The following is a 23528-nucleotide window of genomic DNA, read 5'->3' as shown; positions in this document are numbered from 1 at the left end:
TGATGCCGTTTGATCCTTTGTCGCGCAAAATGTTTTAAGTTTCTCCACTTATGGGTTAAAATCTTGGTTCAAGGTCTTGACCCAAAGGATTGCAGGGCCACTTGCAAATGAGGGCCCCGTTGCATTGCAATGACTTGCGATGCAGAACCAGATGATCCGATCGGGTTTGGGCATGTGGCAACAGCAATCTGCAGAGAGAGATGAATGGATACGAAAATCGTTCCAGGTGTGGTCAAGGAGCAATCGCTCGCGACACTCAATCCCGCCGATTCCGTGATGGATGCCGTGAACCTTATGACCGAACGCAAGATCGGGGCCGTGATCATTGTTGATAATCAGGCCAAACTTGCCGGAATTTTCACAGAACGCGATCTGGTGAACCGTGTGGTAGGCAAGGGGCTTGATGCGGCCAATGTGCCACTTTCCAAGGTCATGACAGCCGATCCCGATACCCTTGGTCCCAACGATACGGCGATGAACGCACTCGATCTGATGAGTGCGCGGCGATATCGTCACTTGCCCGTTGTTGACGGGGACAAGGTCATTGGCATGGTGTCGATCCGCGATCTGTTTAACGTGGTGAAGGCCCAGCTCGAAGAAGATGTTCGTGAACGCGAAAAGTTCATTTTCGGGTCCGATTACGGCGTCGCCTGACAATTGTTTCCCATCACAGTTGCATCGGATCGCACCGTAATTCGCCGATCCGGCATGGCGGATTTCGGGGTGCGCATTGCCCCGAAACCGCGCGGATGTCGCACTGCGACACGCTTTGTTGCTTGACAGCGCATAGGGGAATGTCTTTACGTTTACGTAAAGGAGAGAGTTCCCATGCCATTGTCCCGCCCCGCAGATCGAGACCATATTCATACCCGCACCGTCACCTGTCAGGGGTTTCGCCGCAAGGACGGCCTGTGGGATATCGAAGGTCACATTACCGATATCAAAACCTATGCCTTTACCAATGATGATCGCGGCGAAATTCCGCCCGGCGAACCGGTACATGGCATGTGGATCCGCGTGACAATTGGTGATGATCTGGTGATCCGTGCTGTCGAAGCCGTCACCGATTACGCGCCGTTCCATGGCTGCGACGCAATCACCCCGAATTACGAAAATCTGGTTGGCTTGAAACTTGGTCCGGGGTTGCGCAAACAGATCCGCGACCGGGTCGGCGGCGTGCATGGCTGTACCCATCTCAATGAATTGATGGGGCCGGTGGCAACCACCGCCTTTCAGACCGTGTTTCCGATCCTGGCCCGGGAGTCACTTGAAGCCAAAAAACAAGACGACCCGTCAGATGACGTCGCATCAAAACCGGCCCGCCGGATGCCGTTGATCAATACCTGTCATGGATGGCGAAGTGACGGTGCTGCGGTCAAACGCATCGCCCCGGAATTCTATACGGGCGATAAATAACAACCGGGAACTGGTGGCAACAAGCATCGACCTCGTCCCGGAAAATGGCCCGATCTTGCAAGTTCCGTCGATGGGCCCAATATCAACAAAATCGATCCGTCACGTGTTTTTGCGGGTTACTCATGACAATCCTACGGCGTGCTGGAATAACCAAAAACAATAATAAGGGAAGAAACGGTCTGCTGCGCGATGCGGCCCGCCACACGCTGCGCGCTGGTCTGGTCGCGATGGCGGCTCTTGGTGTTGCTGCCCCGGCGGTTTTGGCCAACGATATCGTGTCACCCCCGGTCGAGGTCGCCCAACCTGACAATGACAGTCAGGACAATTTCCTGATCCTGCAAACCAACCTTCATCCCCCGTATCAGGAACTTCGTAACGGCACGCTTGGCGGTTATTCCGTTTCGGTGCTTGATTGCGCCTTTGACCATATCGGTGTCGGTTATGGTCTGGCCGTCGCGCCGCGCCAGCGCAATCGGGAAATGGTACGCAACGGGCAGGCCGATGGCTTCTTTTTGGCGCGTATCAGTGAATTCATGGATGAATATGCGGTGGCGTCAAACCCGCTGGCATTGGAAAAGTGGGTGTGGGTATCGCCATCGCGCCGCACGGCCGAACCGGTCAGTGCCAATGTGCCCAAACCCGGCGGGTTTGAAACAATTGGTGCCATTCTTGGATCAAACGAAGCCGAATGGCTGGCCGAGCAGGGATATGGCGACCTTGTCCGTGTGCCATCGATTGCATCCCTGGTCGGACAGGTCGCGGCCGGACGGGTTGATTACGCGCTTGTCGATAAACACAGTTTTGAAATTGCGCGCAATGAACTTGGCATCGGTGCAGAACAGTTTCAGGTTCAGTTTGAACGTTATGCGCCGCTGGTTGTCTATTTCTCGAAACGGTATGTGGCGGAATTCCCCGACCTTGTGAACCGTCTGAATACGGTGCTGGAATTTTGCGAAACCAGTCCGATGCATCTTGAACCCTGGGAACGCGATGCGATTGAACGGGTTCAGTTGCCGATGGTTCGACAATTGGCAAAATCCCCGGATCTGATCCGCAATGTGCGCGGGGCGCTTGGTCCCGGGCGTTTGCCCGCTGATCAGCGCCGTCTGATTGACGAAGAATGGTCAACCATGGGAAGGCTTGGTCAGCCGAGTAACAGGGCGCGCGAAATATTGGGCAACAGTTTGTCGGAATTCCTGCGCGCCTTTCAGCTGGCAAGCGGGGAACAGGTCGCCGAGGCCTTTGTTTTTGATATCTATGGCCAGACGATTGGCATGAACCGGTTGACGTCGGACTACGATCAGTCCGATGAACCGCAATATCAAATGGCGCAAAGCATCAATCGCGAACATGCCCTGATTGATGATATCCGCTTTGATGCATCGACCCGTACTTTCCTGTCACAGATCACCGTGCCTGTTCTGGATCCGGAAAACGGTCAGACACTGGCGGTGCTGACCGTTGGATTGGATGTTTCGGCGGCCTTGCGTCCCGAAAGCTGATCCCATTTACCGGGGTATTGGGGCCTTACTTTGGCACCGGGTCGGTGATGTCGATGGTGATCTTGCTATACCAGTCGGCGGCTTCCTGCATTTCGGTTTCGGCAAGATCCCGGGCAATCGGGGTCATAACATCATGCGTCCGTTTGCCGGTCCGGAATGCCTTAAGCTGCGTTTCGATATAGATGTTGGTTTCCCCGGCCAGATTGGGCGCATCATCAAGCTCGGAAATACCGTTTACACCATGACACCCGACACACAGTTCCGGCGCGTCGTCTTCGGACGTGCCAGCGGGCAGGGTGGCATTGATCGTGAAATGATTGAACCACAGGGCGACCTTGCCGATCTGATCATCGGATAATCCGCGTGCGACCACCGTCATCATTTCATGTTCGCGGCTGCCGGTTTTGAATGCCTGAAGCTGACTGATCAGATAATCGACCGGTTCGCCGCCAATATGCGGGGCAATCGGAATACGGGCCTTGCCATCCAGTCCGTGACAGGTGCGGCACATGCCCGCAACCTTGCGCCCGTCCTGAAGGTCTGTGGATGCGTCCTGGGCCATCAAGGTCCCGGCGGGCAAAAGCCCGCCGAGAATTGCGATCATCACAATACGCATCAATTGCCCTCATACCAGATGCGATACAGCGCACCGGCCAGATCATCGGAAACAATGATCGATCCGTCACGCAACTGGGCAACATCAACCGGACGACCAAGATATTCTTCATTCTCGTCGATCCAGCCTTCGGCGAATGGTTCGGTGCTGGCGTTTCCTTCGGCATCAATGAAGGTCACCATCACGCGTGCACCGACCGGTGTTGTGCGGTTCCAGGACCCGTGCTGGGCCGAGAAAATCGCATTCTTGTATTTGGCCGGGAACATCTTGCCCGTATAGAACGTCATGCCAAGATCGGCGGCATGGGCCACGGTTTCAACCGCGGGCATCACCACGTCATAGGGGACTTCCTGACCGGCATATTCATTGGTGCGAACATCGCCACCGCCATACCACGGATGACCGAAATGCTGGCCAGCGGCCGTCTGACGGTTGATTTCACCGGGCGGGATATCATCACCCATGCCGTCAACCTGGTTATCGGTCCACCACAGTTCACCGGTTTCCGGGTGGAAGTCATGACCGACAGAGTTCCGCACCCCATAGGTATAAACTTCGCGCCCTGATCCATCGGTATTGATGCGGATGATGCCGCCAATCCCGACTTCGCGATACAGATCAAGCTTGTCGGCGGGCGCCACGTTGAAGGGCTGCCCCAACGAGATATAAAGTTTGCCATCCGGGCCGATCTTGCAGACGCGTGCCGTGTGGTTATAGCTTTCCTCGGATGGCGGGATCAGGTCGCCCTGTTTGACAACATTAAAGGCCGCGACATCCGGGCTTTCATAAAAGAACTCGGCCGCCGGGAAGGTCAGCACGCGGTTCTGTTCGGCGATATAAAGCATCCCGTCGGGCGAGAAGCACGGACCGTTTGGAATGCTGAAACGAAGCGACGGGGCAAAGTCCTTGACCTCGTCGGCGACCCTGTCCTTGTTGCGGTCAGTGACGGACCAGACCTTGTCCTTGCGTGTGCCGACGAATGTCACGACACCTTGCGGGCCAACGGCAATATGGCGCGCATCTGGTACGATGGCATAAAGGCCGATTTTGAAACCGGCTGGCAACTTGATGCGTTCAAGCGTCCTTTTGATGCCTTCTGCGTAATCGCCGCCCTGTTCGATGACGGTGAATTCGGTGGTACCGGTGGATTGGAAGTTTGAAAGTTTTTCGAGATTGTCCGGTGCAGGTGCCTGGGCATATGCAGATCCGGAAATGGCAAGCGCAATACTCGCCATCAGCAGGCGTTTAGTCATTACGTAGTCCTCCCGATTGAAACAGATGCCATTGGCGGGCATCCGTGCCGGTCCGGCAATGCTTGCGGACCGGCTTGTGTCACAAGCATTGCGCCTAATCGGGGTGAACGTCTAGGTTGATTTCACGATACGGAATTGTATTTAATTGGTTCTATTGGCAGGCGCCGCCTTGTATTCATCGGGCGTCATGGTTTTCAGGGCCAGCGCATGCACGCGTTCCTTAAGCAGGGTGTCAAGCGCGCCATAAACCAGGCGTTGACGATTGACACGGTTCTGGCCTTCGAATTTTTCAGATACCACCAGGACCGAAAAATGGGACTCGCCGCGCGGATCGGCACCGGAATGACCGGCATGTTTGGAGGAGTCGTCGATGATCTGTAACTCGACCGGGCTGAAATGTTCGGTCAGAATGTCACGGATCTGATTGGCTACCTGCATGATAAGGGCCTCTGTTTTCTGCGGATGTTTGCAATCGGGTGCAAAATTTGAACTGTGTGACAGGTTCTGGCACGCAATGGCAGTTTTTCAAGCCTTTTATCGCATTTAATCGATCCGTATGATATTGCGTGCATCGATTTTCAGAACATATAGACCCAGATGAACCGAGGACACCGCAACAAGCGCAAGACGCTGTATCACAATGAACCGATCCTGCCCGATTGTGATTGGCCGGGCTGTGACGGCCATGGTGAATTCCGCGCGCCCAAGGATCGCAAGCTGCGTGACTATTACAAGTTCTGCCTTGATCACGTGCGCGAATACAACAAATCCTGGAACTATTATGAAGGCATGAAAGCCGAGGATATCGAAAACGACGTGCGTCGCGATACCCACTGGCAGCGCCCGACCTGGAAGTTCGGACATATTCGCGGTTCCAAAAAGCCGTTCAATTTCAAATTCAAGGACGGGTTCGGCTTCTTTAACGAAGACGGTGAGCAGACCCATCATGGTCCGGGCGGCGATGCCCGCGCCGAACAGCGCCGCAAAAGCGAAGATGCCCAGCGCCGTGCCGGTGCCCTTGGCATGCCCAGCGAACAGCAACAGGCGATGGCGACCCTTGATCTTGGCTGGCCGTTCACCCGGGACGAGCTCAAGGCCAAATACAAGGCACTATCCAAAAAATACCATCCCGACGCCAATGGCGGTGACAAGGTTGCCGAGGAACGCTTTAAAAAGATCAGCGCGGCCTATAGTTCGCTTATGAGCTATATCCGCGATCTTGAGGCCCGCGTGACCCTGTAAGCGGGCCGGTTCCGCTGCAATATTTCCAAAAAATCTGGTCAATCTGGTTGCGGTTTGCGTATCGGGGATGTCTTATCGAGCAAACCTTTTGCGGTAATAGAGATTTTTTGCGCATCTTCCCTTTGAGTGATGCGCCTAAACCGCTATTAATGAGCAAGTTTAACGAAACGACCGCGTCACCAGCGTCGGTCCGAGAAATGCGCGAGTACTTATGAGCCAAGGTTACGAAGCGACGGGTGCGGCGGCAGAACATCCGCTTGATGCCCCAGATACCACCATTTCCGTGCGCGAAACGTTCGGGATTGATGTTGATATGGAAGTCCCGGCATTCAGCCAGGGCAGCGAACATGTGCCGGTCGCTGATCCGACCTATCGTTTTGACCGCGACACCACGCTGGCCATTCTTGCGGGCTTTGCCCACAACCGCCGTGTGATGATCCAGGGGTATCACGGTACGGGCAAATCGACCCATATCGAACAGGTGGCATCGCGTCTGAACTGGCCGTGTGTGCGCGTCAACCTTGACAGTCACATCAGCCGTATCGACCTGATCGGCAAGGACGCAATCGTTCTTCGGGATGGTAAACAGATCACCGAATTCCGCGAAGGCATTCTGCCCTGGGCGCTCAAACGCCCGGTCGCGATGGTGTTTGATGAATATGATGCCGGTCGCCCGGACGTCATGTTCGTGATCCAGCGTGTTCTGGAAGTCGATGGCAAGCTGACCCTTCTTGATCAGAACAAGGTCATCCATCCGCATTCGCATTTCCGCCTGTTTGCAACGTCAAACACGGTTGGTCTTGGCGATACCACCGGCCTGTATCACGGCACCCAGCAAATCAACCAGGCCCAGATGGACCGTTGGTCGATTGTCGCCACACTGAACTATCTGTCGGTTGCCGATGAAACCAACATCGTTGCCGCCAAGGTTCCGGCGTTTGACACTGCCGAAGGCCGCCAGAAGATCGAAGCAATGGTGGCTCTTGCCAACCTGACCCGTCAGGGATTTGTGTCTGGCGATATTTCGACCGTCATGAGCCCGCGTACGGTGATTACGCTGGCCGAAAACGCCAAGATTTTCGGTGATATTTCCTATGCGTTCCGGGTGACGTTCCTTAATCGTTGCGACGAGGTCGAACGCCCGATCCTGGCGGAATATTATCAGCGTTGCTTTGGCGAAGAGCTGCCTGAAGAAGCCATCAATGTGATGGTGCGCTAAGGCGTGTCCTTAAAGCAGATTGGCGAGCTGGTCCCACAAGCGAGTAGTAAGATGAAGAATGATGAGGCTCTTTCCGGGTTCTTGCGCGGCACGGCGGCGACATTTCGCGCGCTTGCCGGGCGCAATGATCTGGAAGTCGGCTTTGTCAAAGGCGGGCGTCCGGGCGGATATGGCGAACATGTCCGTTTGCCCATGCCCAAACAGGCATTGCCCAAGGACGAAGTCGCAGACCTGCGCGGCATTGCCGATGGTTGGGCGCTTAAAATGCGCCACCATGACGTTGCCCTGCATGCCAAACGCATGCCCGAAACAGCCGAGGCTCAGGCTGTTTACGATGCGCTTGAAACAGCACGGGTCGAGGCCGTGGGATCACGCTATTTCCCCGGGGTGCGCAAAAACCTGCGTGACCATGCCGAACAGGATTGCCACGCCAAGAACTTTCATCGCCTGACATCGCGGGACGATGCACCGTTTGCCGATGCGATCGGCATGCTGGCCCGCGAGATTTTTACTGGCGAACGTGCACCGGAAAGCGCGCGTCCGCTGATTGATCTGTGGCGGACCCATATCGAAGAAAACGCCGGGGCTGATCTTTCGGACCTGCGTGATGTTCTTGATGATCAGGAAGCTTTTGCACGCGGCATGCGCCGTTTGCTTGATCACTTGTCGCTGGAAGACGACCTTGATGACGCCCCGCCCGAACAGGAAGGCGAGGACGACGAAAACAAGGAAGGCGAAAACGACCCCGAACAGGAAGAAATGGAAAGTCAGGGCGGCCAGCAGGGCCAGAATGACGATTCCGAACCCGATGGCAGTGACCAGCAACAGGAAGCCGGGTCCGAAGATGCCGAAGCCGGCGAAGGCGATATCGACGACCAGCAGCTTGAAGCCATGTCGCAGGAAGAAAAGCCTGCCGGACCGGGTGAGCAGCCGGAATTTGATGGTCGAAACGAACCGGTGGAACGTGGCTATGAACCCTTCACGCGCGAATATGACGAAGTCGTAACCGCCGATGACCTGTGCGAAAACCTTGAATTGTCGCGGTTGCGCGCAATGCTTGATAAGCAGCTTGCCAATCTTCAGAACGTGGTGTCGCGTCTTGCCAACCGGTTGCAGCGCCGCCTGATGGCACAGCAGAACCGTGGCTGGGACTTCGATTTGGAAGAAGGCATTCTTGATGCGGCCAAGCTTGCCCGTATCGTGGCAACACCGTCGACGTCTCTGTCGTTCAAGCAGGAACAGGATACCGATTTCCGCGACACGGTCGTGACCCTTTTGATCGACAATTCCGGCTCCATGCGGGGGCGTCCGATCACGATTGCCGCCCTGTCGGCCGATATTCTGGCACGCACGCTTGAGCGGTGCGGGGTAAAAGTCGAAATTCTCGGTTTCACCACCCGTCAGTGGAAAGGTGGTCAGTCACGCGAACGCTGGGTCGATAGTGGCAAGCCTCCCAAACCGGGACGTCTGAACGACCTGCGCCACATCATCTACAAGGCGGCAGATACGCCGTGGCGTCGGGCCCGCAAAAACCTTGGTCTGATGCTGCGCGAAGGGCTGCTTAAGGAAAATATCGACGGCGAAGCACTGCTTTGGGCCCATGAACGTTTGCTTGGTCGTTCTGAACAACGCCGGATTTTGATGGTAATTTCCGACGGTGCGCCGGTCGATGATTCGACGCTTTCGGTCAATTCCGGAAATTATCTGGAACGGCATTTGCGCGAAGTGATCGAATGGATCGAAACCAGATCACCGGTCGAACTTCTGGCGATTGGTATCGGCCATGACGTGACACGCTATTACCGGCGTGCCGTGACGATCAATGATCCCGAAGAACTTGGCGGTACAATGCTTGCCGAGCTTTCGGACCTGTTTGATGAACAGGGTGCGCGTCAACCCAAACGCCCGATGCGCCATGTGCCCGCCGATGGCGGCCAGGCACGCGACCGCGCTGCGGGTGACCGCGACCGCTGGTAAGGGCAGGGTGCGCAAAGGATGACGGCGATCACCCGATTTGCACCAAGCCCGACCGGATATCTGCATCTTGGCCATGCGGCTTCCGCGCTGTTTTCAATGAAACAGGCCGGGCCGCATGGCCGTTTTCTTTTGCGGATCGAAGATATCGATCAAACCCGCTGCCGCCCGGAATATCTGCATGCGATTTTTGAAGACCTGGCCTGGCTTGGTCTTCGATGGGAAGAACCGGTGCGTGTTCAGTCCGAACATTTCGCCGATTACCAGGCGGTGCTTGATCGCCTGACGGAAATGGGGTTGCTGTATCCTTGTTTCTGTACCCGCAAGGACATTCAGGCCGAAATCGAACGGATCGGCAATGCACCGCACGGACCCGATGGGGCGCTTTATCCCGGGACATGTCGCCATTGTTCCGCACAGGAACGTTCAGACCGGATTGCGGCCGGGGAAAGCTTTGCCCTGCGACTGGATATGGATGGCGCGATCAAACGTGTCGGGCGCGAACTGGTGTGGTTTGACCGCGCCGCCGGGCGACAGATCGCGACCCCGGAAATCTTTGGTGATGTGGTTCTGGCGCGCAAGGATACACCAACCAGCTATCATGTTTCGGTGACCCATGATGATCATCTTCAGGGGATCAGTCTTGTCACCCGCGGGCAGGATTTGTTCTTTGCCAGCCATCTGCACCGCTTGTTACAGGAACTTCTGGGCTATGACGTTCCGGAATATCAGCACCACGGGCTTCTGACCGGTCCTGATGGCAAACGGTTTGCCAAACGCGACAAGTCAAAGACCCTGCGATCAATGCGCGAAGATGGCATGAAACCCGATGATGTCCGGCTGTTGGCGGATCAGTTCTGATCGCTTTGCGATGTCGATGTGGTTTCAAGCAAGTCCGGGCGATCAGCAAACCAGTTGCGGATGAAATCGATCATCAGCCGGTTCTTGATCGGCAGGTTCCCCTGATAGGGATAAACAAGATAGATCGGTCGCAAAGGTGACCGATAATTTTCAAGGGCTGTTGCGATCCGACCGGCGCGAATTTCAGGCATGGCGACATATCGCGGCAAGCGCGCAACGCCCAGCCCCTGAACCGTGGCATTGCGGATCAGCGGATAGTGGTTCAGGCGCAAATTGCCTTCGGCTGTGATGGATGTTGGTCCGTCATCGGAAAAGAACACCCATTTGCGGTCCTTGTAATACTGGAAATTGACCAGACAGTTGTGATGGGCAAGATCGGCTGGCGTTTGCGGTTTGCTATTGGCTTGCCAGTATTCGGGGCTGGCACAGATCAATTCGGAAAGTTGACCCAGCGGAATGGCGACCTGATCGGGGTCATCGGTCAGACCGGCGCGGATGGCGATATCGATATGGGCTGATTGCAGGTCGCGGAACGTGTTTTCCAGTTCCATTTCGATCTGAATGCGTGGGTGGGTCTGTTGAAAGGCCACGATGATGTCTTGCAAAAACATTTCGCCAAACGACACGGGAACCGTGATGCGCACGGTGCCGACCGGCTCCCCGCGCAGGGCTTCGACCGCCTCGAACGCGGCATCGGCGCTTTGGGTGATCGTTTCGCAATATTCCAGAAAGGTCGCACCGATTTCGGTCAGTTCGAGTTTCCGGGTCGACCGAAACAGCAATTGCGCGCCAAGAACATCTTCAAGCCGTTTGACATGTTGGCTGATCAGGCCCTTTGACACGCCGGTGGCGCGGGCGGCATCGGTGAAACTGCCCTGTTTGATAACCGCAGCAAAGCTGCGCATTTCACTGAGATAATCTTTCATTGTTTAAAATACTAAACGAATGGTTCGGGATTATCCAGATTATCGCGCCAACTGTTCTGTGAAATCATCCAGTCATTGCAGTTTTCATTTAAGGAGGATGACATGAAGGTTCTTTTGATCGGCGCATCGGGCATTATCGGCAAAGGTGTTGATGCCGAATTGTCGCCGCGTCACGAAATCATCCGCGCGTCACGCAACAGCGGTGATGTGAATGTCGACCTGAAAGACAAGGCTTCCATTCGTGCGATGTTTGAAAAGGTCGGGGCGGTGGATGCGGTGGTTTCAACCACCGGCAAGGTCCATTTTGGCGATTTCGCCGACATGGACGAAGACAAATACCGCATCGGGATTGATGACAAACTGTTCGGGCAGGTCAATCTGGTCCTGATCGGGCGGGGCTATGTTGCGGACCGGGCATCCTTTACTCTGACCACCGGCATTCTGGCCAAGGATCCGATCGAGTTTGGCAGTTCGGCCTCCATGGTGAATGGTGCAATCGAAGGGTTTGTGAAGTCGGCGGCCATCGAAATGAAGCCGGGACATCGAATCAACGCGGTCAGCCCCGGCGTCATTACCGAGGCGATGGAAGGCTACGCCCCCTATTTCCGCGGCCATGATCCGGTGCCAGCTGCCCGTGCGGCTCTTGGCTATGCCAAATCGGTCGAAGGTCTTCAGACCGGCCAGGTCTTTGAAATATTTTGATTTTCTGATGTGAACGAACAGGATCGGGGGCTGAAACCCCTGACCCTGTTCTTTTGATGGCCAAATCAGGAGGCCGGATTTATCCGATCTTTGTTGTTGTCGATATTCTCGTTGTCGTTGAATAGTACCTATCTATAGGATTGTAAGTTCAAGCGACGATGTCAGAGGCAACCAGACCAGATGGAAAAATGTGCCGGTTTGGTCAAAAAGATCGCAAGCCGATTTGTTGATCCCCAAATTGCACTACAAGCCGGTGACGAGATCACCGGCAAAGTCCGCCGTGACCTGCTGGATCTGGCCTATCGCAACAACTGGGCAAATATCATTGTCAATCTTGCCGCGGCAGGCGGCCTTGTGATCATTCTGGGGTTGCTGGGGGATCTGGTTGCGATCACCGTTTGGTGGTCTGTAATCCTTGCTGTTTTATGTGCTGTTCGTTTGTGGGGCGGGTATCTTTATCATCGTGAACGCGCAAAGGTCGCGGAACTCGATGCCGATGCCTTTCATATCTGGCAGCGGCGATATGCGCTTGGTGTCCTGTCTGCTGCCATCTTGTGGGCAGTGATCGGTATTATTGAAATTCCGATCGTCCGCGGCGAAAGCCAGTTCATGACATTGATCATGTTTGCCGGTCTGGCGGGCGGTGCCACGGGGATTCTTGCGCCTATATTCCTGGTCGGGCGGCTCTATCTGACGGCGCTCCTGTTTCCGCCGGTGATCATTTTTACGGTTATGGCTGACGCCAACTATGTTCTTGCCATCATGACTATCATCTTTTTGATGGTGATGCTGATTACGCATCGGAACAATCACGTTGTCCTGTTCCGGTCACTGGTGTTGAAACACCGAAATGACGGTCTGGTCGAAGATTTGCGCCAGAAAAACCGCATCATGGAAAACTGGAATACGACGCTTGAAGCGCGGGTCGAAGAACGGACCGAGGAACTCAGAAATCTGGTCGAACATGATGCCCTGACCGGCATTTTGAACCGCGATGGTATTGCGGCCTGGTTCAATCAGAAACGCCAATCATCTGATGACCTTGATTACGCGGTGCTGTTCATCGATCTTGATCGCTTCAAACAGATCAATGACGGGCTTAGTCATGCCATCGGTGACGAGGTCCTGCGCATTGTCAGTGACCGTCTGAAGGCTTATGTCGATGATCAGCACGCGGTGGGACGCTGGGGCGGGGATGAATTCCTGATGGTGCTTGCAGCCCCGCATGACGAGTTGCATGGGCTGGTTGAAAATACGATTGAAAAGGCGCGTGCTTCAATCAGTCAGCCCATCATGATTTGCGGGCATTCGCTTCATGTCGGGTTCAGCACCGGTGTGGCGTTTGCTGCGGCCAAAAACCCGGGAATTTCCGAACTGATCCATTGGGCCGACCTTGCCGCGGCCGAGGTCAAGCGATCCGGGCGTGGCAGTGTGCGCAACTATGACAAAACGCTTCTGACCGAACAGGAACGCCGCCTTGCCATCAACCAGGCCCTTCGTCGTGCCCTTGGCATTGGTGAGTTCTATCTTGAATATCAGCCGGTCATTGATGCCGATGATGGCCAGATCGTCTCTTACGAGGCCCTGCTGCGCTGGAACAGCAATGAGCTTGGCCTTGTGCCGCCCGACGAATTCATTCCGATTGCCGAAGAAAGTGCCTTGATCGTTGAAATTGGCGAATGGTGCTTGCGGACAGCCTGTCGGGAAATATGTGCTGCAACGGACGGGGATGACGAAACAAAGATCGCCGTTAATGTCTCGATCCGTCAGCTTGTGGCACCCGGCTTTACCGAAATGGTGGCGCAAATCCTGAGCGAAACCGGATTGGTACCAACGCGGCTTATTCTCGAAGTTACCGAATCAATCTTTGAAGAACGCCAGCGATCAATGATTTCCCGGGTGATTGATGATTTGTTTGATATGGGGATCGGCATTCACATCGACGATTTCGGGACCGGATATTCATCCCTGTCGCGTCTGCATCAAATTCAGATCGACGCGGTCAAGATCGACAAATCCTTTATCCTTGAAATGGACGAGAATGCCCGTGTGGTGATCGAAGGCGCGATCCTGATTGCGCATCGCTTCGGTTTGCAGGTGATTGCCGAAGGTGTGGAAACCGACCAGCAGCGAAACCTTCTGCAATCATTGGGGGTTGATGCCTATCAGGGGTATTTCTTTGCCCGTCCGGGCGCGCTTCCCTGTCTGGATTGCCATTGGCAGGTCGAAGATACCCCGCCGCTGAAATCCCTTTCCGACCGTTAGGGGGCGGCTGATATCACAGGTGCCCTGAGTGCGGGCATAAAGTCTCTGTGCGCATAAAAAAACGGCCTGTCACATCATGTGATCGGCCGTTTTTGTGCTGTTCTGTCTTGGGGCAGATCAGCGACTGAAATCAATCAGTACAAGGAAGCAAACCGGAACAAGTGCCAAGGCGACATAAATCCAGAAGGAAGCGACAGGCACGCCGAAATGGGCCAGAACGTACCCGGCAAGATAAAGAACCAAGCCTGCGACCGCGACCAGCAGAATGCCCAGCAGGGGCAGTGATACTTTGCTATCTGTTTTCATGTTCCGTCATGCTCCCCAAACGGATTTCTTAACTCATGGTGCTGAAGCTACCATTCTTTGCAGCTTTGCGTTTTGATCCGTGTCAATCAGCTGTCCATATCGCTCTTTGGTCCGCCAGTGGTGCCATTTGGTGCCGTTTGGTAACGTCTGAGGACGGAATGTGGAATCGAAACTGTGTACGGGCGTTGAAAACACGATTCTGGCGGGTATCGGTTGCGGGCCGTCGGGGAATCGATTGATTTGTGCCTGGAATATGGGGTGATTGCTGCGTTTTGTGGCCTTTGATATTGTCGCGCCGGTTTGAAAAGACACAGATTCCGTGCGGTTGAGTTGGGTAAAAACCGACCCAAACCACGGATTATCGTCAAATCCGCTCGGATAAGCGTTTTTGTCGCGGTTTTCGGTTGATGAAGGCTTGACGACATTGGTCATAGGCAGTATTAACCCGCTTCCAAGCGCGGGCCTGCATGTTCAGGCCAAGCGTCCTTTTGCGAATTTATAGACCAGGAGATCAGGTCATGGCACGTCGCTGCCCGGTATCCGGCAAAGGCGTTTTGGTCGGCATGAATGTGAGCCACGCCCACAATCGTACCAAACGTCGTTTCCTCCCGAACCTGCAGCCGACCTCGCTGCTTAGTGAGTCGCTCGGTCGTTCGGTGCGTCTGCGTCTGACCACCAATGCTGTCCGCACCATCGAAAAACGTGGTGGTCTGGATGCATATCTGCTCAGCACTGCAAATGCAAAGCTGCCGGCAGATTTGGTGAAAATCAAACGCCAGGTCGCCAAAGCTGTTGAAGCAAAAGCTGCCTAATTCAGGCTTCTGCTTTACAGACAGATTTTACGAGGGCTCGCTTCTGGCGGGCCTTTCGTTTTTCTGATCGCTGGCCTGTCAAATGGCCACGGAACAAGCTGTACCATCACCGGTGGTGCAGCTTTTTTTTGTGCTGCGCACAAGCATGGTTCCCGCGCTGTTCTGGGGCGACGGTGCGGCATGACATCGATAAAACGCGACTCGGCGGAACACGAGCTTTGCGCTTTTGCTAAATTGGTCTATACTTTGCTCTATCAGTGGTTTACGTCGCCGCGTCGCCCGGTTTGGTGAAACGTCATGATATGTTCATCACCAGCGATTCCCGAACCTGCTAAATAAGGCAAGCGACTCGGTAAACACGGTGGAGCGGATGATATGCATTTATCGCCCAATGCGTGTCCGGCACTTGTTCTTAACGCCGACTTCCGGCCGTTGAGCTACTTCCCGCTGTCTCTTTGGTCCTGGCAGGATACGCTCAAGGCGGTCTTTCTTGAACGCGTCGATGTTCTTTCCGAATATGACCGCGAAGTACGTTCCCCATCCTTTAAAATGAAGCTGCCCAGCGTCATATCGCTCAAGGAATATGTCCCGCTTAAAAGCAGCCCGGCTTTCACCCGGTTCAACGTGTTCCTGCGCGATGAATTTTCGTGCCAGTATTGCGGTGATCGTCTGCCGACAAACGAGCTGACCTTTGATCACGTGATCCCGCGGGCGCGGGGCGGACGTACAAACTGGGAAAACATCGTCACGGCCTGTTCTGACTGCAACCTGTTCAAAGGCAGCCGATCGGTCCGCGAGGCGGGCCTGCGACTGCGCAGGACGCCGGGACAGCCCACCATGCACGAACTCCAGTCAACAGGACGCCGCTTCCCGCCAAACTATCTTCACGAAAGCTGGCGGGATTTTTTGTACTGGGATACGGAACTGGAATACGACTTCTAGGCAGCCCGTTTCAGCCTGTAAAAGCGCCACAAAAAAAGCCGACGGCGATATCACCGTCGGCTTTGCTGTTACAGAGCTACTCCGTGATGAGAGAGCTCAGACGATCAGAAGTCGGCCGTCAGAGAGAAGGTTGCAGTTAGCGGCTTGCCCACGGTCATATAGCTCCACTGGGTGCTGGCCGTTTCCCAATAGTCATTATCGGTCAGGTTTTCGATATTGGCGCGGAAGGTGACCGGATAATCATAAAGCTCGGTTACGTAACGCGCGCTCATGTCAAATCGCGTCCAGGACGGAATTTCGACCGTGTTGCCAGTATTGACGTATTGCGAGGCAGTATGGATCAGACGTCCACCGACTGTTGCACCGTTAAGGAATGGCAGGTCATATTCTGCACCCAGCGTTGCCTGATATTCCGGTACACCCGGTGCGGTGTTGCCATCGTTGGTGCCGTTCTGGGTTTTGGTCAGTTCGGCATCAACAAAGGTGATGCCACCCAGAATGCGTGTGCCAATAACAGGTTCACCGAATGCCGTCAGTTCAAGGCCACGGTTACGCTGTTCGCCATCGGTTGTGTAAACGTTGCTGGAATTAAGAAAGGCAGAAGGCTTTTCAGCCTGGAACAGCGCAATGCTACCGCCAAAGGTGCCAAAGTCAAACTTTGCACCGACTTCCATCTGTTCGGTCTTGAACGGAGCAAGTGTTTCGCCACGGTTGGTCGCCGACGCATTGGTGACGGTTTCACCCTTCGCCAGACCTTCGATATAGTTGGCATAGACTGAAATTTGATCGGTGACGTTGCCAACGATGCCTGCCATTGGCGAGTTGGCCGAAGAATCGTAATTGGAATTTTTTGCACCGGTTGAAATGTCATAACCACGCGATTTGACATTTTGGCGACGTACACCGCCGGTGAGGTGGATTTTATCATCCATGAAGCTCAGGGTATCGGCGATGAAGTAGCTGGTCAGGATTGTGTGGGCATTCAGCTTGGCGTCCCCGGCGTCACCAAAGGCCACTGTTGATGGGCCGCTGTTATAGATATTGCCAGCCACGTTGGAACCCGAGTTGTAGTTCTGACGCGCTTCCTGCCACATCGCTGTGGTTCCGGCATTGATCTCGTGCTTGACCGGGCCTGTTTCGAATTCCTGACGGATACCGGCAACACCGCTGACATCGTCACGTTCATAAACAGTAGCAAGGCTGCCAAAGTTGCCGGAGCCATCCGTACCGGTCAGGGTGACAGACGAATAATCGCCGATCTCATCTGAATTATGTGCGCCAATCGCGGTGTAAAGCATGGTGCTGTCGGTGGCGTCATATTCAAAACGAAGCTGTGTAAATTTGTCTTCGAGATCGCTATAGGTACCGTCTGCGGCAAAGTTGTGCGAGCCGGACGGTGCGCTTGGAAGAGACGTCAGCGATCCTGCTGCAACTGTCGGGCGCCCTTCTTCAACACGGAGCTTGTTGATCGCGGCATCAAAGGTGATTCGTGTGTCATTGCCGCGATAATCAAGGGCGATGGAACCTAGTGACGTTTCGCGATCTTCATCCTCGATGGACGCTTCTCCGACCCGGTGCATGACGTTTGTGCGCACCCCGAACTGATCTTCGGAACCAAAGCGACGGCCAAAATCAAAATGTCCGCCGACTTCGCTGGTGGCGCCATAGCTGCCGGTGAAGCTGGTCACCGGATTATCACCGGCACGTTTCGGGACAAGGTTGATGTTGCCACCCAAGCCACCGGAAGAAGGTGCCATGCCATTCAAGAAGCCCGAGGCGCCTTTGATCACCTCGACGCGGTCGAACATTTCAAGGGCAACCGACTGACGCGGTGCTGTGCCGTAAAGCCCGTCAATCGAGACGTCATCGGCCGTCAGGTCAAAGCCGCGAATGGTGAAACGGTTGGCAAAGGTGCCAAACCCGTTGGTGTTAATTACCGACGGATCGTTATCCATCACGTCGGAAATGTCGCGTGCCTGCTGGTTTTTGATCAGTTCGCTGGTGTAGCCGGTCGCAGCAATCGGTGTGTCCATGGTGTCTTTGTTGCCAAAGGCACCAAGGCGCGTCCCGGTGGCAACCTGTCCACCGGCATAAACCGGCGGGGTTGGGTCACCGGCCTCGACTGTGGCTTCGCCTTCGATGATCACTGCTTTAGTGGTTTCGCCTTCGCTTGCTGTCGCATCATTTGCGGACTGCGCCAGTGCAAAATGAGGGGCGGCAAAAACCAGCGCAAGCGCCGTGCCGAGCAAAAGGGTCGAAGACAGTTTCTGTCCTGTAAAACGCATTGTGGATTCCCTGTATAGGTTGTCTTTGCGACGACCAGCAGGGCGGGAACCGGCGGGTCATCTTTCATGATGAGAATTCGATACCACGCGCGCGGGTGTGGAATATTGAACCGGATTTCGGTGGATTGAACGGAATTTGGCAAAAATTAGGCAAGTTGTTCCTTGCGCCAGGCGCCAGGGGTTGTGCCAACGATTTTGCGAAATACCCGGGTCAGGTGTGCCTGATCGGCGAAACCGAGGCCGACGGCGACGGATGCCAACGGTGTGTCACCCTTTTTCAAAAGGTTTTTTGCCCGCTCGACCCGGGCTTTCATCTGCCATTGCTGGGGCGGCATGCCGGTGGTTTCCCGGAAGGCCGAGCAGAAATAGGATTGTGACAACCCGGTCAGTTGCGCCAATTCATCAAGGCGGATCGTGCGACCGCAATTCTGTTCAATATAATCAACAGTCTTGCGCAACTGATAAGGGGCAAGCTTGCCGCGCTTGCGTTGGGGCTCTTCAGTCTGAGTTGGTGTTAGAAGAGCTGATACCAATGCTGTTATCAGACCCTCGCCATAGATTTGCCGACTTGGCTGACCGTTCTCGAGTTCATCGGCCAGAAGTCGAACCAGTGCATTGATCCGGGGATCGCAAAAACCGATGCGCGGTGTTTCAAGCGCGATCCGGTCAAATGCATTGCCGATACTTTGTTCAAGCGCATTGACATCAAGATGAATATCAAGATGGCGTAGCCGGCACTTTCCAAGCACTTCAGAAGATACTTCCATCCCGGCCGGGACATAGGACAGGCATCCTTGTCCACGGTGACCACGCTGTATTGTATCGCTCGATGCCCGAACTTCGACATTTCCGTCGCCAATGCAGTCGAGAATGGCAACAAGCCTTGGCGCACGCGAAACATAGGTGCCACCGGCTTCCTGTTCGCATTCGACATGCCACAAATCCGTGATGGCAGCGTTCCAGCGACGGAAACGCAAATCATCAAGAAGTGAAATACCTTCGATCCTGCTGGTCATTTGCGGATGGAACGTCATGTCGGGCAATCCTGGGTCGGTCCTTTGATCTGCGAGTGGTCCATGATGTCTGACGGCAATTCCACACAGGGAATCGCTGCGCAAATATAACCGGGAATTTTGTGCAAACAATAACAATTCTCATTATCAAATAAAGAATCGTTCATTTTGTGGTCAAATGATCGCGTTATGCGGGTTTGCAATCAAAAACAAACCCGCCCAGGATGTGGGCGGGTTCAAGCGGTGTTTCCGAGGGGCGATTTCAATACCGCCAGTTTCAATACCGGCGGTCTGATGTGACTTCGGCCTAAGTTATGTGGTTACTTTTTCATCCAGCGCGACGGTGCAATCAGGCAAAATACCGTCAGGGCTGCTGAAAAGAACACATTGACCGTCGGCATGGTGATGCCAAACAGGGTCCAGTCGATCTTGTCACAGCGAATGATCGGCTGGGCGAGAAGCTGCGCCTTGAGCTCGGCAAGGGAGCTTGCACCACTTTGCACGCCACCGCACATGGCCGGGCCCTGCCACCACAGTTCCTGTACCCCGACATGGTAAATCGCAATGCCGGTACCAACCGCGAAAGTCAGCCCGCAAAGATAGACGATGGCACGTGCAGCCTTGGGAAAGCGGATCAGAAGGAGCGCCAGAACAGACAGCCCGATCACGATATAGAACGGTTTGCGCTGATAAAGGCACAGGATGCAGGGCAGCAATTTCTGCACATATTGGGCATATAGGGCAAAGCCGATGCTTCCGACTGACACCAGAAACAGCACAATCGGCGCAAAGGCCGGCATGTAGTGCGGGCGAAGCAATTTTAACATCAGTAGATCCGAATCCCGTCTTCCTTGAAATGTCTTCATCGAACTAGCCGTGCGGAATCAGTTTGATTGCGGCAAATCCACCAACAAGAACCACGATAAATATGGTGAAAACGAGGCCCAGACGCTTTTCGATGAAATCGCGGATCGCCGGGCCGAATTTCCAGATCAATGCCGCAATGACAAAGAACCGCAAACCGCGCGCGGCAATCGATGCCACGGTAAAGATCAGCGGATCAAGGGCGGTTACGCCAGACAGGATCGTAATCACCTTATAGGGGAATGGTGTGACCCCGGCGATAAATACAGCCCAGGCCCCCCAGTCATTATAATAGTCCCGGAACTGGTCGAACTTGGCACCATAGCCATACAGCTCAAGCACCGGACGCCCGACCGTTTCAAACAGAAAATACCCGATGCCATAACCGATCACGCCACCAAGGACGGACCCGACAAGGCAAATCAGCGCATAGCGCCACGCCCGGGTCGGTGCGGCAATGATCATGGGGATCAAAAGGATGTCAGGCGGGATCGGAAAAACCGAACTTTCAATGACGGCAATAAAAAACAATGCCCATCCGGCATGGCGATGGCTGGCCAGATTCATGGTCCAATCATAAAGACTGCGGATCACGGCAAATGCGCCTTATCTTGTTTGACGATCGTTTGACGGGTGGCGCTTGGCCTTGAAACTTGGCGCGATCAAAGCGCATTTTCCTGATGATCGCAATGACGCAGTTCGGGATCGCAAAATCAGTAACATTTTTGCACAAAGCCCCATTGACCCCGCGAAATTTACAGCTATTATCCCGCCCGTCGATGGACGGTGCGCAACAGCACCTGTATTGCCTGCCCCTGTGGCGGAATTGGTAGACGCGGCAGACTCAAAATCTGTTTCACCTAGTGAGTGGGAGTTCGATTCTCCCCGGGGGCACCATCGCTTTATCTCAAAATTTAGAATGACAAAGATTGCCAGTTTGGTGAGACAGGCCGATCGGCTGCGTGTTTTGCCTGAGCGGCAACCGATCATTTTATACCCTGGGTTGATCGGATTCCGCTCCAGTCTCCTCAGTTTGTCTAGGTTTTTCACCACTTTTGATTGGCATCTTAATTGCTGTTCCCTGAGTCCTTATCAGCTTAGGGAGGAAAAAATGCAAAAAGTAAAAATGCTTGTCTCTGCATCCATGATGCTTGGTCTTATCGGCGCAATCGGTACCGCTTCGGCTGATGACCGGTTCACATCACCGTTTGGACCTGATGATCAAATCGGGGCTGCGAACTATCTGACTTCGGAAATAACACTTGCAGCCAGCAAGCTGATTTCCGAAGGCAAGGTCTATTCACTGGGGATGGAAGTTTCACGTGATACGCCGGCCTTTGCGCCACGTGGTGTCGCTGTGACGGTTTTTTCGCCCGGACAAAGCGGTAACAAAACAATCGGCAGCAATGCGGGAACCTATAACGATGACATGTTCACCGGCTGGCTCGGTGTCGGGACACAGATTGATGGTCTGGGTCATCTGGGTGATCATCATACCTATTATAACAATAACCACGCCGAAGACATGGTCGCAGCCACCGGCCTGACCAAGCTTGGCATTGAAAACGTGCCGCCAATGGCAACGCGTGGAGTCTTGCTGGACGTTGCTGCGATCAAGGGGACTGATCGTCTTGAAGGCGGCTATGTCATCACCCTTGAGGACATCATCGCGGCTCAAAAAGCGGCCGGTACCGAAATTCGCAAGGGAGATGTGGTTCTGATCCATACCGGATGGCTTGATTTGGTCGGGAAGGACAATGAGCTTTACGGAACGACCGAACCGGGCCTTGGTCTGGAAGCAGCGGAATGGTTGGCAAATCAGGGTGTTGTCGCCGTTGGTGCCGATACATGGGGGCTTGAAGCTGTTCCCCATGAAGATCCCAGTGCTTTCTTCCCGGTCCATGTGAAGCTTCTGGCAGAAAACGGTGTCTATATTCTTGAAAATATCGTCACGAGGGACCTGGCCGCAGACCGGGCACACGAGTTCCTGTTCGTTCTCGGGCAGGCCAAGCTTAAGGGCGCTGTACAGATGATCATCAACCCGGTTGCCATTCGCTAAGCCGGTCTGATCATTTTGATAACTTTAGAACCGGCGGCCAAGCGACCAAACAGGCCGCCGGTTCTTGTGCCACGATACAAACCGAAGTTTGCAGACGGGCAAATTAATAAACGCTGCGATAAATCGCCTCGATCTCCTTGGCGGTCATGTCGCGCGGATTGCTGTCGATCAGGCGATGGATTTTTGTAAAGACCTCCTCGGCCATTTCCGGCAGGGACTCTTCGGTGACGCCAAGATCGCGCAGGCGGATTTCAAGGCCGCTGGCTGGAACCATTTCTTCGATACGTTTCACGAACGCCTCTGCGGCGGCGTCTTCGCTGTCGAAATCGACCCCTTCGATCAGGCACGGGGCGAGTTCGGCATACAGCTTTTTCGCGGCTGGCAGGTTAAAGCGGATCACCTGCGCCATGACTAGCGCATTGGCATGACCATGCGGGATGTGGAAGCGTGCGCCCAGAGGATAGGCCAAGCCATGAATGGCGGCAACCGATGCATTGGCAAACGCCATCCCGGCAATCAGCGATCCCTGCAACATGGCAGAGCGTGCTTCCTTGTCACCCGGATTTTCAATCACCTTCATCAGGTTCTTGCCAAGCAGCGAAAGGGCGGTGACCGCCATGCCATCGGCAATCGGGTTTTTACGTGTGCGGCTGGTATAGCCTTCGATCGCATGGACCATGGCATCAAGGCCGGTGGCCGCTGTGACCTTTTGCGGCAGGCCATAGGTCAGTTCCGCATCAAGAAGGGCGATATCGGGCATCAGTTGCGGGGTGTAGACAACCTGTTTGAGGTGGTCGTTATCGGTAATCACCGACACCCATGTAACTTCCGATCCGGTCCCGGCGGTGGTCGGGATCTGGATCAACGGCAGGCGATCACCGGTTGCCTTGTCCACCCCATAGATCTCTTCGATGGTCTGATCGCTGTTGGCGAGCAATGCAACCAGCTTCGCACTATCAAGCGAGCTGCCGCCGCCAAGACCGATTACGCCATCCGCCTTCCAGTCACGTGCCCTCGCAATGGCGGCTTCGACAATTTTCTGGGGCGGGTCGGCTTCGACGTCAGAAAAGACCTGAACCGCGATACCGACGGCCTCAAGCGCATCTTGCGCCTTTTGCGCAAAGCCCAGTTTGACGATGCCGGGATCGCAGACAATGGTGACACGGCTGGCGCCGAGTTCCTTCATCAGGCTGCCGGTCTTGGCAATGCCACCGGCTTCGCAGACGATGCGCGGCGCACTTCGGAACATGAAACTCATGATGTGTCTCCTT

The 23528-nt window shown here is 54.6% G+C and carries 23 protein-coding genes and 1 tRNA gene; 13 read left to right on the top strand and 11 right to left on the bottom strand.

Annotated elements, in window-relative coordinates:
* Positions 1-204: 204 nt before the first annotated feature.
* The 3 genes from WA429_RS08420 to WA429_RS08410 all read left to right on the top strand — a co-directional run bounded on the left by WA429_RS08420 (position 205) and on the right by WA429_RS08410 (position 2918).
* On the top strand, positions 205-654 hold the full coding sequence (locus WA429_RS08420; RefSeq protein WP_068519766.1) for a CBS domain-containing protein: 450 nt from the start codon (positions 205-207) through the stop codon (positions 652-654).
* Between the two features lie 174 nt (positions 655-828).
* Positions 829-1416: a DUF2889 domain-containing protein gene (locus WA429_RS08415; protein ID WP_287465377.1), complete on the top strand. Its 588-nt coding sequence runs from the start codon at positions 829-831 to the stop codon at positions 1414-1416.
* Between the two features lie 122 nt (positions 1417-1538).
* Complete coding sequence (locus WA429_RS08410; RefSeq protein WP_287465378.1) at positions 1539-2918, top strand: hypothetical protein; 1380 nt, start codon at positions 1539-1541, stop codon at positions 2916-2918.
* Between the two features lie 25 nt (positions 2919-2943).
* Here the strand turns inward: WA429_RS08410 and WA429_RS08405 are convergent, their stop codons facing one another.
* The 3 genes from WA429_RS08405 to WA429_RS08395 form a co-directional block, all read right to left on the bottom strand.
* Positions 2944-3534: a c-type cytochrome gene (locus tag WA429_RS08405; RefSeq protein WP_287465380.1), complete on the bottom strand. Its 591-nt coding sequence runs from the start codon at positions 3532-3534 to the stop codon at positions 2944-2946.
* Entirely contained in the window at positions 3534-4787 is a 1254-nt protein-coding gene (locus WA429_RS08400) for a PQQ-dependent sugar dehydrogenase (protein ID WP_068519762.1), read from the bottom strand. Before WA429_RS08400 ends, WA429_RS08405 begins: the two co-directional genes overlap by 1 nt.
* A 141-nt stretch (positions 4788-4928) precedes the next feature.
* A complete protein-coding gene (locus WA429_RS08395) occupies positions 4929-5225 on the bottom strand; it encodes a BolA family protein (protein ID WP_287465382.1) in 297 nt (98 codons plus the stop codon).
* A gap of 159 nt (positions 5226-5384) precedes the next feature.
* Between WA429_RS08395 and WA429_RS08390 the strand changes: the two genes are divergently transcribed.
* The 4 genes from WA429_RS08390 (at position 5385) to gluQRS (ending at position 10083) form a co-directional block, all read left to right on the top strand.
* Complete coding sequence (locus tag WA429_RS08390; RefSeq protein WP_068519760.1) at positions 5385-6029, top strand: J domain-containing protein; 645 nt, start codon at positions 5385-5387, stop codon at positions 6027-6029.
* A gap of 211 nt (positions 6030-6240) precedes the next feature.
* Positions 6241-7248, top strand: coding sequence for a cobaltochelatase subunit CobS (gene cobS, locus WA429_RS08385; RefSeq protein ID WP_068519759.1), 1008 nt, complete (start codon positions 6241-6243; stop codon positions 7246-7248).
* 51 nt (positions 7249-7299) lie between these two features.
* Positions 7300-9225: a cobaltochelatase subunit CobT gene (cobT, locus tag WA429_RS08380; RefSeq protein WP_068519758.1), complete on the top strand. Its 1926-nt coding sequence runs from the start codon at positions 7300-7302 to the stop codon at positions 9223-9225.
* A gap of 18 nt (positions 9226-9243) precedes the next feature.
* Positions 9244-10083 (top strand): tRNA glutamyl-Q(34) synthetase GluQRS, encoded by an 840-nt coding sequence (gene gluQRS / locus WA429_RS08375; RefSeq protein ID WP_287465384.1) that lies wholly within the window; start codon positions 9244-9246, stop codon positions 10081-10083.
* Here gluQRS and WA429_RS08370 read toward each other — a convergent pair.
* Entirely contained in the window at positions 10074-11009 is a 936-nt protein-coding gene (locus WA429_RS08370) for a LysR family transcriptional regulator (RefSeq protein ID WP_287465385.1), read from the bottom strand. The two genes, gluQRS and WA429_RS08370, sit on opposite strands and share 10 nt — an antisense overlap.
* Before the next feature lie 102 nt (positions 11010-11111).
* Here WA429_RS08370 and WA429_RS08365 point away from each other — a divergent pair, with 102 nt between their 5' ends.
* A complete protein-coding gene (locus tag WA429_RS08365) occupies positions 11112-11711 on the top strand; it encodes a short chain dehydrogenase (protein ID WP_287465387.1) in 600 nt (199 codons plus the stop codon).
* A gap of 180 nt (positions 11712-11891) precedes the next feature.
* On the top strand, positions 11892-13976 hold the full coding sequence (locus WA429_RS08360) for a putative bifunctional diguanylate cyclase/phosphodiesterase (protein WP_287465388.1): 2085 nt from the start codon (positions 11892-11894) through the stop codon (positions 13974-13976).
* A 117-nt stretch (positions 13977-14093) separates the two neighbouring features.
* Here WA429_RS08360 and WA429_RS08355 read toward each other — a convergent pair whose 3' ends face one another.
* Both WA429_RS08355 and WA429_RS08350 read right to left on the bottom strand, forming a co-directional pair.
* Positions 14094-14282 (bottom strand): hypothetical protein, encoded by a 189-nt coding sequence (locus WA429_RS08355; protein WP_068519754.1) that lies wholly within the window; start codon positions 14280-14282, stop codon positions 14094-14096.
* Between the two features lie 33 nt (positions 14283-14315).
* Positions 14316-14714, bottom strand: a complete 399-nt coding sequence (locus tag WA429_RS08350; protein WP_287465389.1) for a hypothetical protein — start codon at positions 14712-14714, stop codon at positions 14316-14318.
* 86 nt (positions 14715-14800) lie between these two features.
* Here WA429_RS08350 and rpmB point away from each other — a divergent pair, with 86 nt between their 5' ends.
* Positions 14801-15094 (top strand): 50S ribosomal protein L28, encoded by a 294-nt coding sequence (gene rpmB / locus WA429_RS08345; RefSeq protein WP_008889909.1) that lies wholly within the window; start codon positions 14801-14803, stop codon positions 15092-15094.
* A 375-nt stretch (positions 15095-15469) separates the two neighbouring features.
* Positions 15470-16036 (top strand): HNH endonuclease, encoded by a 567-nt coding sequence (locus WA429_RS08340; protein ID WP_068519752.1) that lies wholly within the window; start codon positions 15470-15472, stop codon positions 16034-16036.
* Positions 16037-16140: 104 nt separating this feature from the next.
* On the opposite strand, the gene WA429_RS08335 is transcribed toward WA429_RS08340, so the two are convergent.
* The 4 genes from WA429_RS08335 to WA429_RS08320 form a co-directional block, all read right to left on the bottom strand.
* Positions 16141-18321, bottom strand: a complete 2181-nt coding sequence (locus WA429_RS08335) for a TonB-dependent receptor (RefSeq protein ID WP_287465391.1) — start codon at positions 18319-18321, stop codon at positions 16141-16143.
* A gap of 146 nt (positions 18322-18467) precedes the next feature.
* Complete coding sequence (locus tag WA429_RS08330) at positions 18468-19355, bottom strand: helix-turn-helix domain-containing protein (protein ID WP_287465392.1); 888 nt, start codon at positions 19353-19355, stop codon at positions 18468-18470.
* A gap of 299 nt (positions 19356-19654) precedes the next feature.
* Positions 19655-20161 carry a disulfide bond formation protein B gene (locus tag WA429_RS08325; RefSeq protein WP_068519749.1) on the bottom strand — a complete coding sequence of 169 codons (507 nt, stop codon included), beginning with the start codon at positions 20159-20161 and terminating at the stop codon, positions 19655-19657.
* Positions 20162-20204: 43 nt separating this feature from the next.
* Positions 20205-20792 (bottom strand): YqaA family protein, encoded by a 588-nt coding sequence (locus WA429_RS08320; RefSeq protein WP_287465393.1) that lies wholly within the window; start codon positions 20790-20792, stop codon positions 20205-20207.
* A gap of 217 nt (positions 20793-21009) precedes the next feature.
* On the opposite strand from WA429_RS08320, the gene WA429_RS08315 reads away from it, so the two are divergent.
* Positions 21010-21095, top strand: a tRNA-Leu gene (locus tag WA429_RS08315).
* Positions 21096-21309: 214 nt separating this feature from the next.
* Entirely contained in the window at positions 21310-22257 is a 948-nt protein-coding gene (locus WA429_RS08310) for a cyclase family protein (protein WP_287465394.1), read from the top strand.
* Positions 22258-22360: 103 nt separating this feature from the next.
* Here the strand turns inward: WA429_RS08310 and WA429_RS08305 are convergent, their stop codons facing one another.
* Positions 22361-23515 (bottom strand): iron-containing alcohol dehydrogenase, encoded by a 1155-nt coding sequence (locus WA429_RS08305; protein ID WP_336107235.1) that lies wholly within the window; start codon positions 23513-23515, stop codon positions 22361-22363.
* Between the last annotated feature and the right edge of the window lie 13 nt (positions 23516-23528).

The organism is Thalassospira sp. CH_XMU1420-2 (assembly GCF_037029325.1).
In the GTDB taxonomy this organism is placed as follows: domain Bacteria; phylum Pseudomonadota; class Alphaproteobacteria; order Rhodospirillales; family Thalassospiraceae; genus Thalassospira; species Thalassospira povalilytica.
The sequence above is the reverse complement of the archived record's forward strand: the minus strand, read 5'-3'. Positions and strand labels throughout refer to the sequence as shown.

What these genes read in the sequence shown, in the direction of transcription:
- WA429_RS08330 (WP_287465392.1), bottom strand. Translation starts at nt 19,355, where the DNA reads ATGACGTTCCATCCGCAAATGACCAGCAGGATCGAAGGTATTTCACTT.
- WA429_RS08400 (WP_068519762.1), bottom strand. Translation starts at nt 4,787, where the DNA reads ATGACTAAACGCCTGCTGATGGCGAGTATTGCGCTTGCCATTTCCGGA.
- WA429_RS08355 (WP_068519754.1), bottom strand. Translation starts at nt 14,282, where the DNA reads ATGAAAACAGATAGCAAAGTATCACTGCCCCTGCTGGGCATTCTGCTG.
- WA429_RS08325 (WP_068519749.1), bottom strand. Translation starts at nt 20,161, where the DNA reads ATGTTAAAATTGCTTCGCCCGCACTACATGCCGGCCTTTGCGCCGATT.
- WA429_RS08390 (WP_068519760.1), top strand. Translation starts at nt 5,385, where the DNA reads ATGAACCGAGGACACCGCAACAAGCGCAAGACGCTGTATCACAATGAA.
- cobS (WP_068519759.1), top strand. Translation starts at nt 6,241, where the DNA reads ATGAGCCAAGGTTACGAAGCGACGGGTGCGGCGGCAGAACATCCGCTT.
- WA429_RS08420 (WP_068519766.1), top strand. Translation starts at nt 205, where the DNA reads ATGGATACGAAAATCGTTCCAGGTGTGGTCAAGGAGCAATCGCTCGCG.
- WA429_RS08305 (WP_336107235.1), bottom strand. Translation starts at nt 23,515, where the DNA reads ATGAGTTTCATGTTCCGAAGTGCGCCGCGCATCGTCTGCGAAGCCGGT.
- WA429_RS08405 (WP_287465380.1), bottom strand. Translation starts at nt 3,534, where the DNA reads ATGCGTATTGTGATGATCGCAATTCTCGGCGGGCTTTTGCCCGCCGGG.
- WA429_RS08350 (WP_287465389.1), bottom strand. Translation starts at nt 14,714, where the DNA reads ATGACCAATGTCGTCAAGCCTTCATCAACCGAAAACCGCGACAAAAAC.
- WA429_RS08360 (WP_287465388.1), top strand. Translation starts at nt 11,892, where the DNA reads ATGGAAAAATGTGCCGGTTTGGTCAAAAAGATCGCAAGCCGATTTGTT.
- WA429_RS08365 (WP_287465387.1), top strand. Translation starts at nt 11,112, where the DNA reads ATGAAGGTTCTTTTGATCGGCGCATCGGGCATTATCGGCAAAGGTGTT.
- cobT (WP_068519758.1), top strand. Translation starts at nt 7,300, where the DNA reads ATGAAGAATGATGAGGCTCTTTCCGGGTTCTTGCGCGGCACGGCGGCG.
- WA429_RS08370 (WP_287465385.1), bottom strand. Translation starts at nt 11,009, where the DNA reads ATGAAAGATTATCTCAGTGAAATGCGCAGCTTTGCTGCGGTTATCAAA.
- gluQRS (WP_287465384.1), top strand. Translation starts at nt 9,244, where the DNA reads ATGACGGCGATCACCCGATTTGCACCAAGCCCGACCGGATATCTGCAT.
- WA429_RS08310 (WP_287465394.1), top strand. Translation starts at nt 21,310, where the DNA reads ATGCAAAAAGTAAAAATGCTTGTCTCTGCATCCATGATGCTTGGTCTT.
- WA429_RS08335 (WP_287465391.1), bottom strand. Translation starts at nt 18,321, where the DNA reads ATGCGTTTTACAGGACAGAAACTGTCTTCGACCCTTTTGCTCGGCACG.
- WA429_RS08410 (WP_287465378.1), top strand. Translation starts at nt 1,539, where the DNA reads ATGACAATCCTACGGCGTGCTGGAATAACCAAAAACAATAATAAGGGA.
- rpmB (WP_008889909.1), top strand. Translation starts at nt 14,801, where the DNA reads ATGGCACGTCGCTGCCCGGTATCCGGCAAAGGCGTTTTGGTCGGCATG.
- WA429_RS08395 (WP_287465382.1), bottom strand. Translation starts at nt 5,225, where the DNA reads ATGCAGGTAGCCAATCAGATCCGTGACATTCTGACCGAACATTTCAGC.
- WA429_RS08340 (WP_068519752.1), top strand. Translation starts at nt 15,470, where the DNA reads ATGCATTTATCGCCCAATGCGTGTCCGGCACTTGTTCTTAACGCCGAC.
- WA429_RS08415 (WP_287465377.1), top strand. Translation starts at nt 829, where the DNA reads ATGCCATTGTCCCGCCCCGCAGATCGAGACCATATTCATACCCGCACC.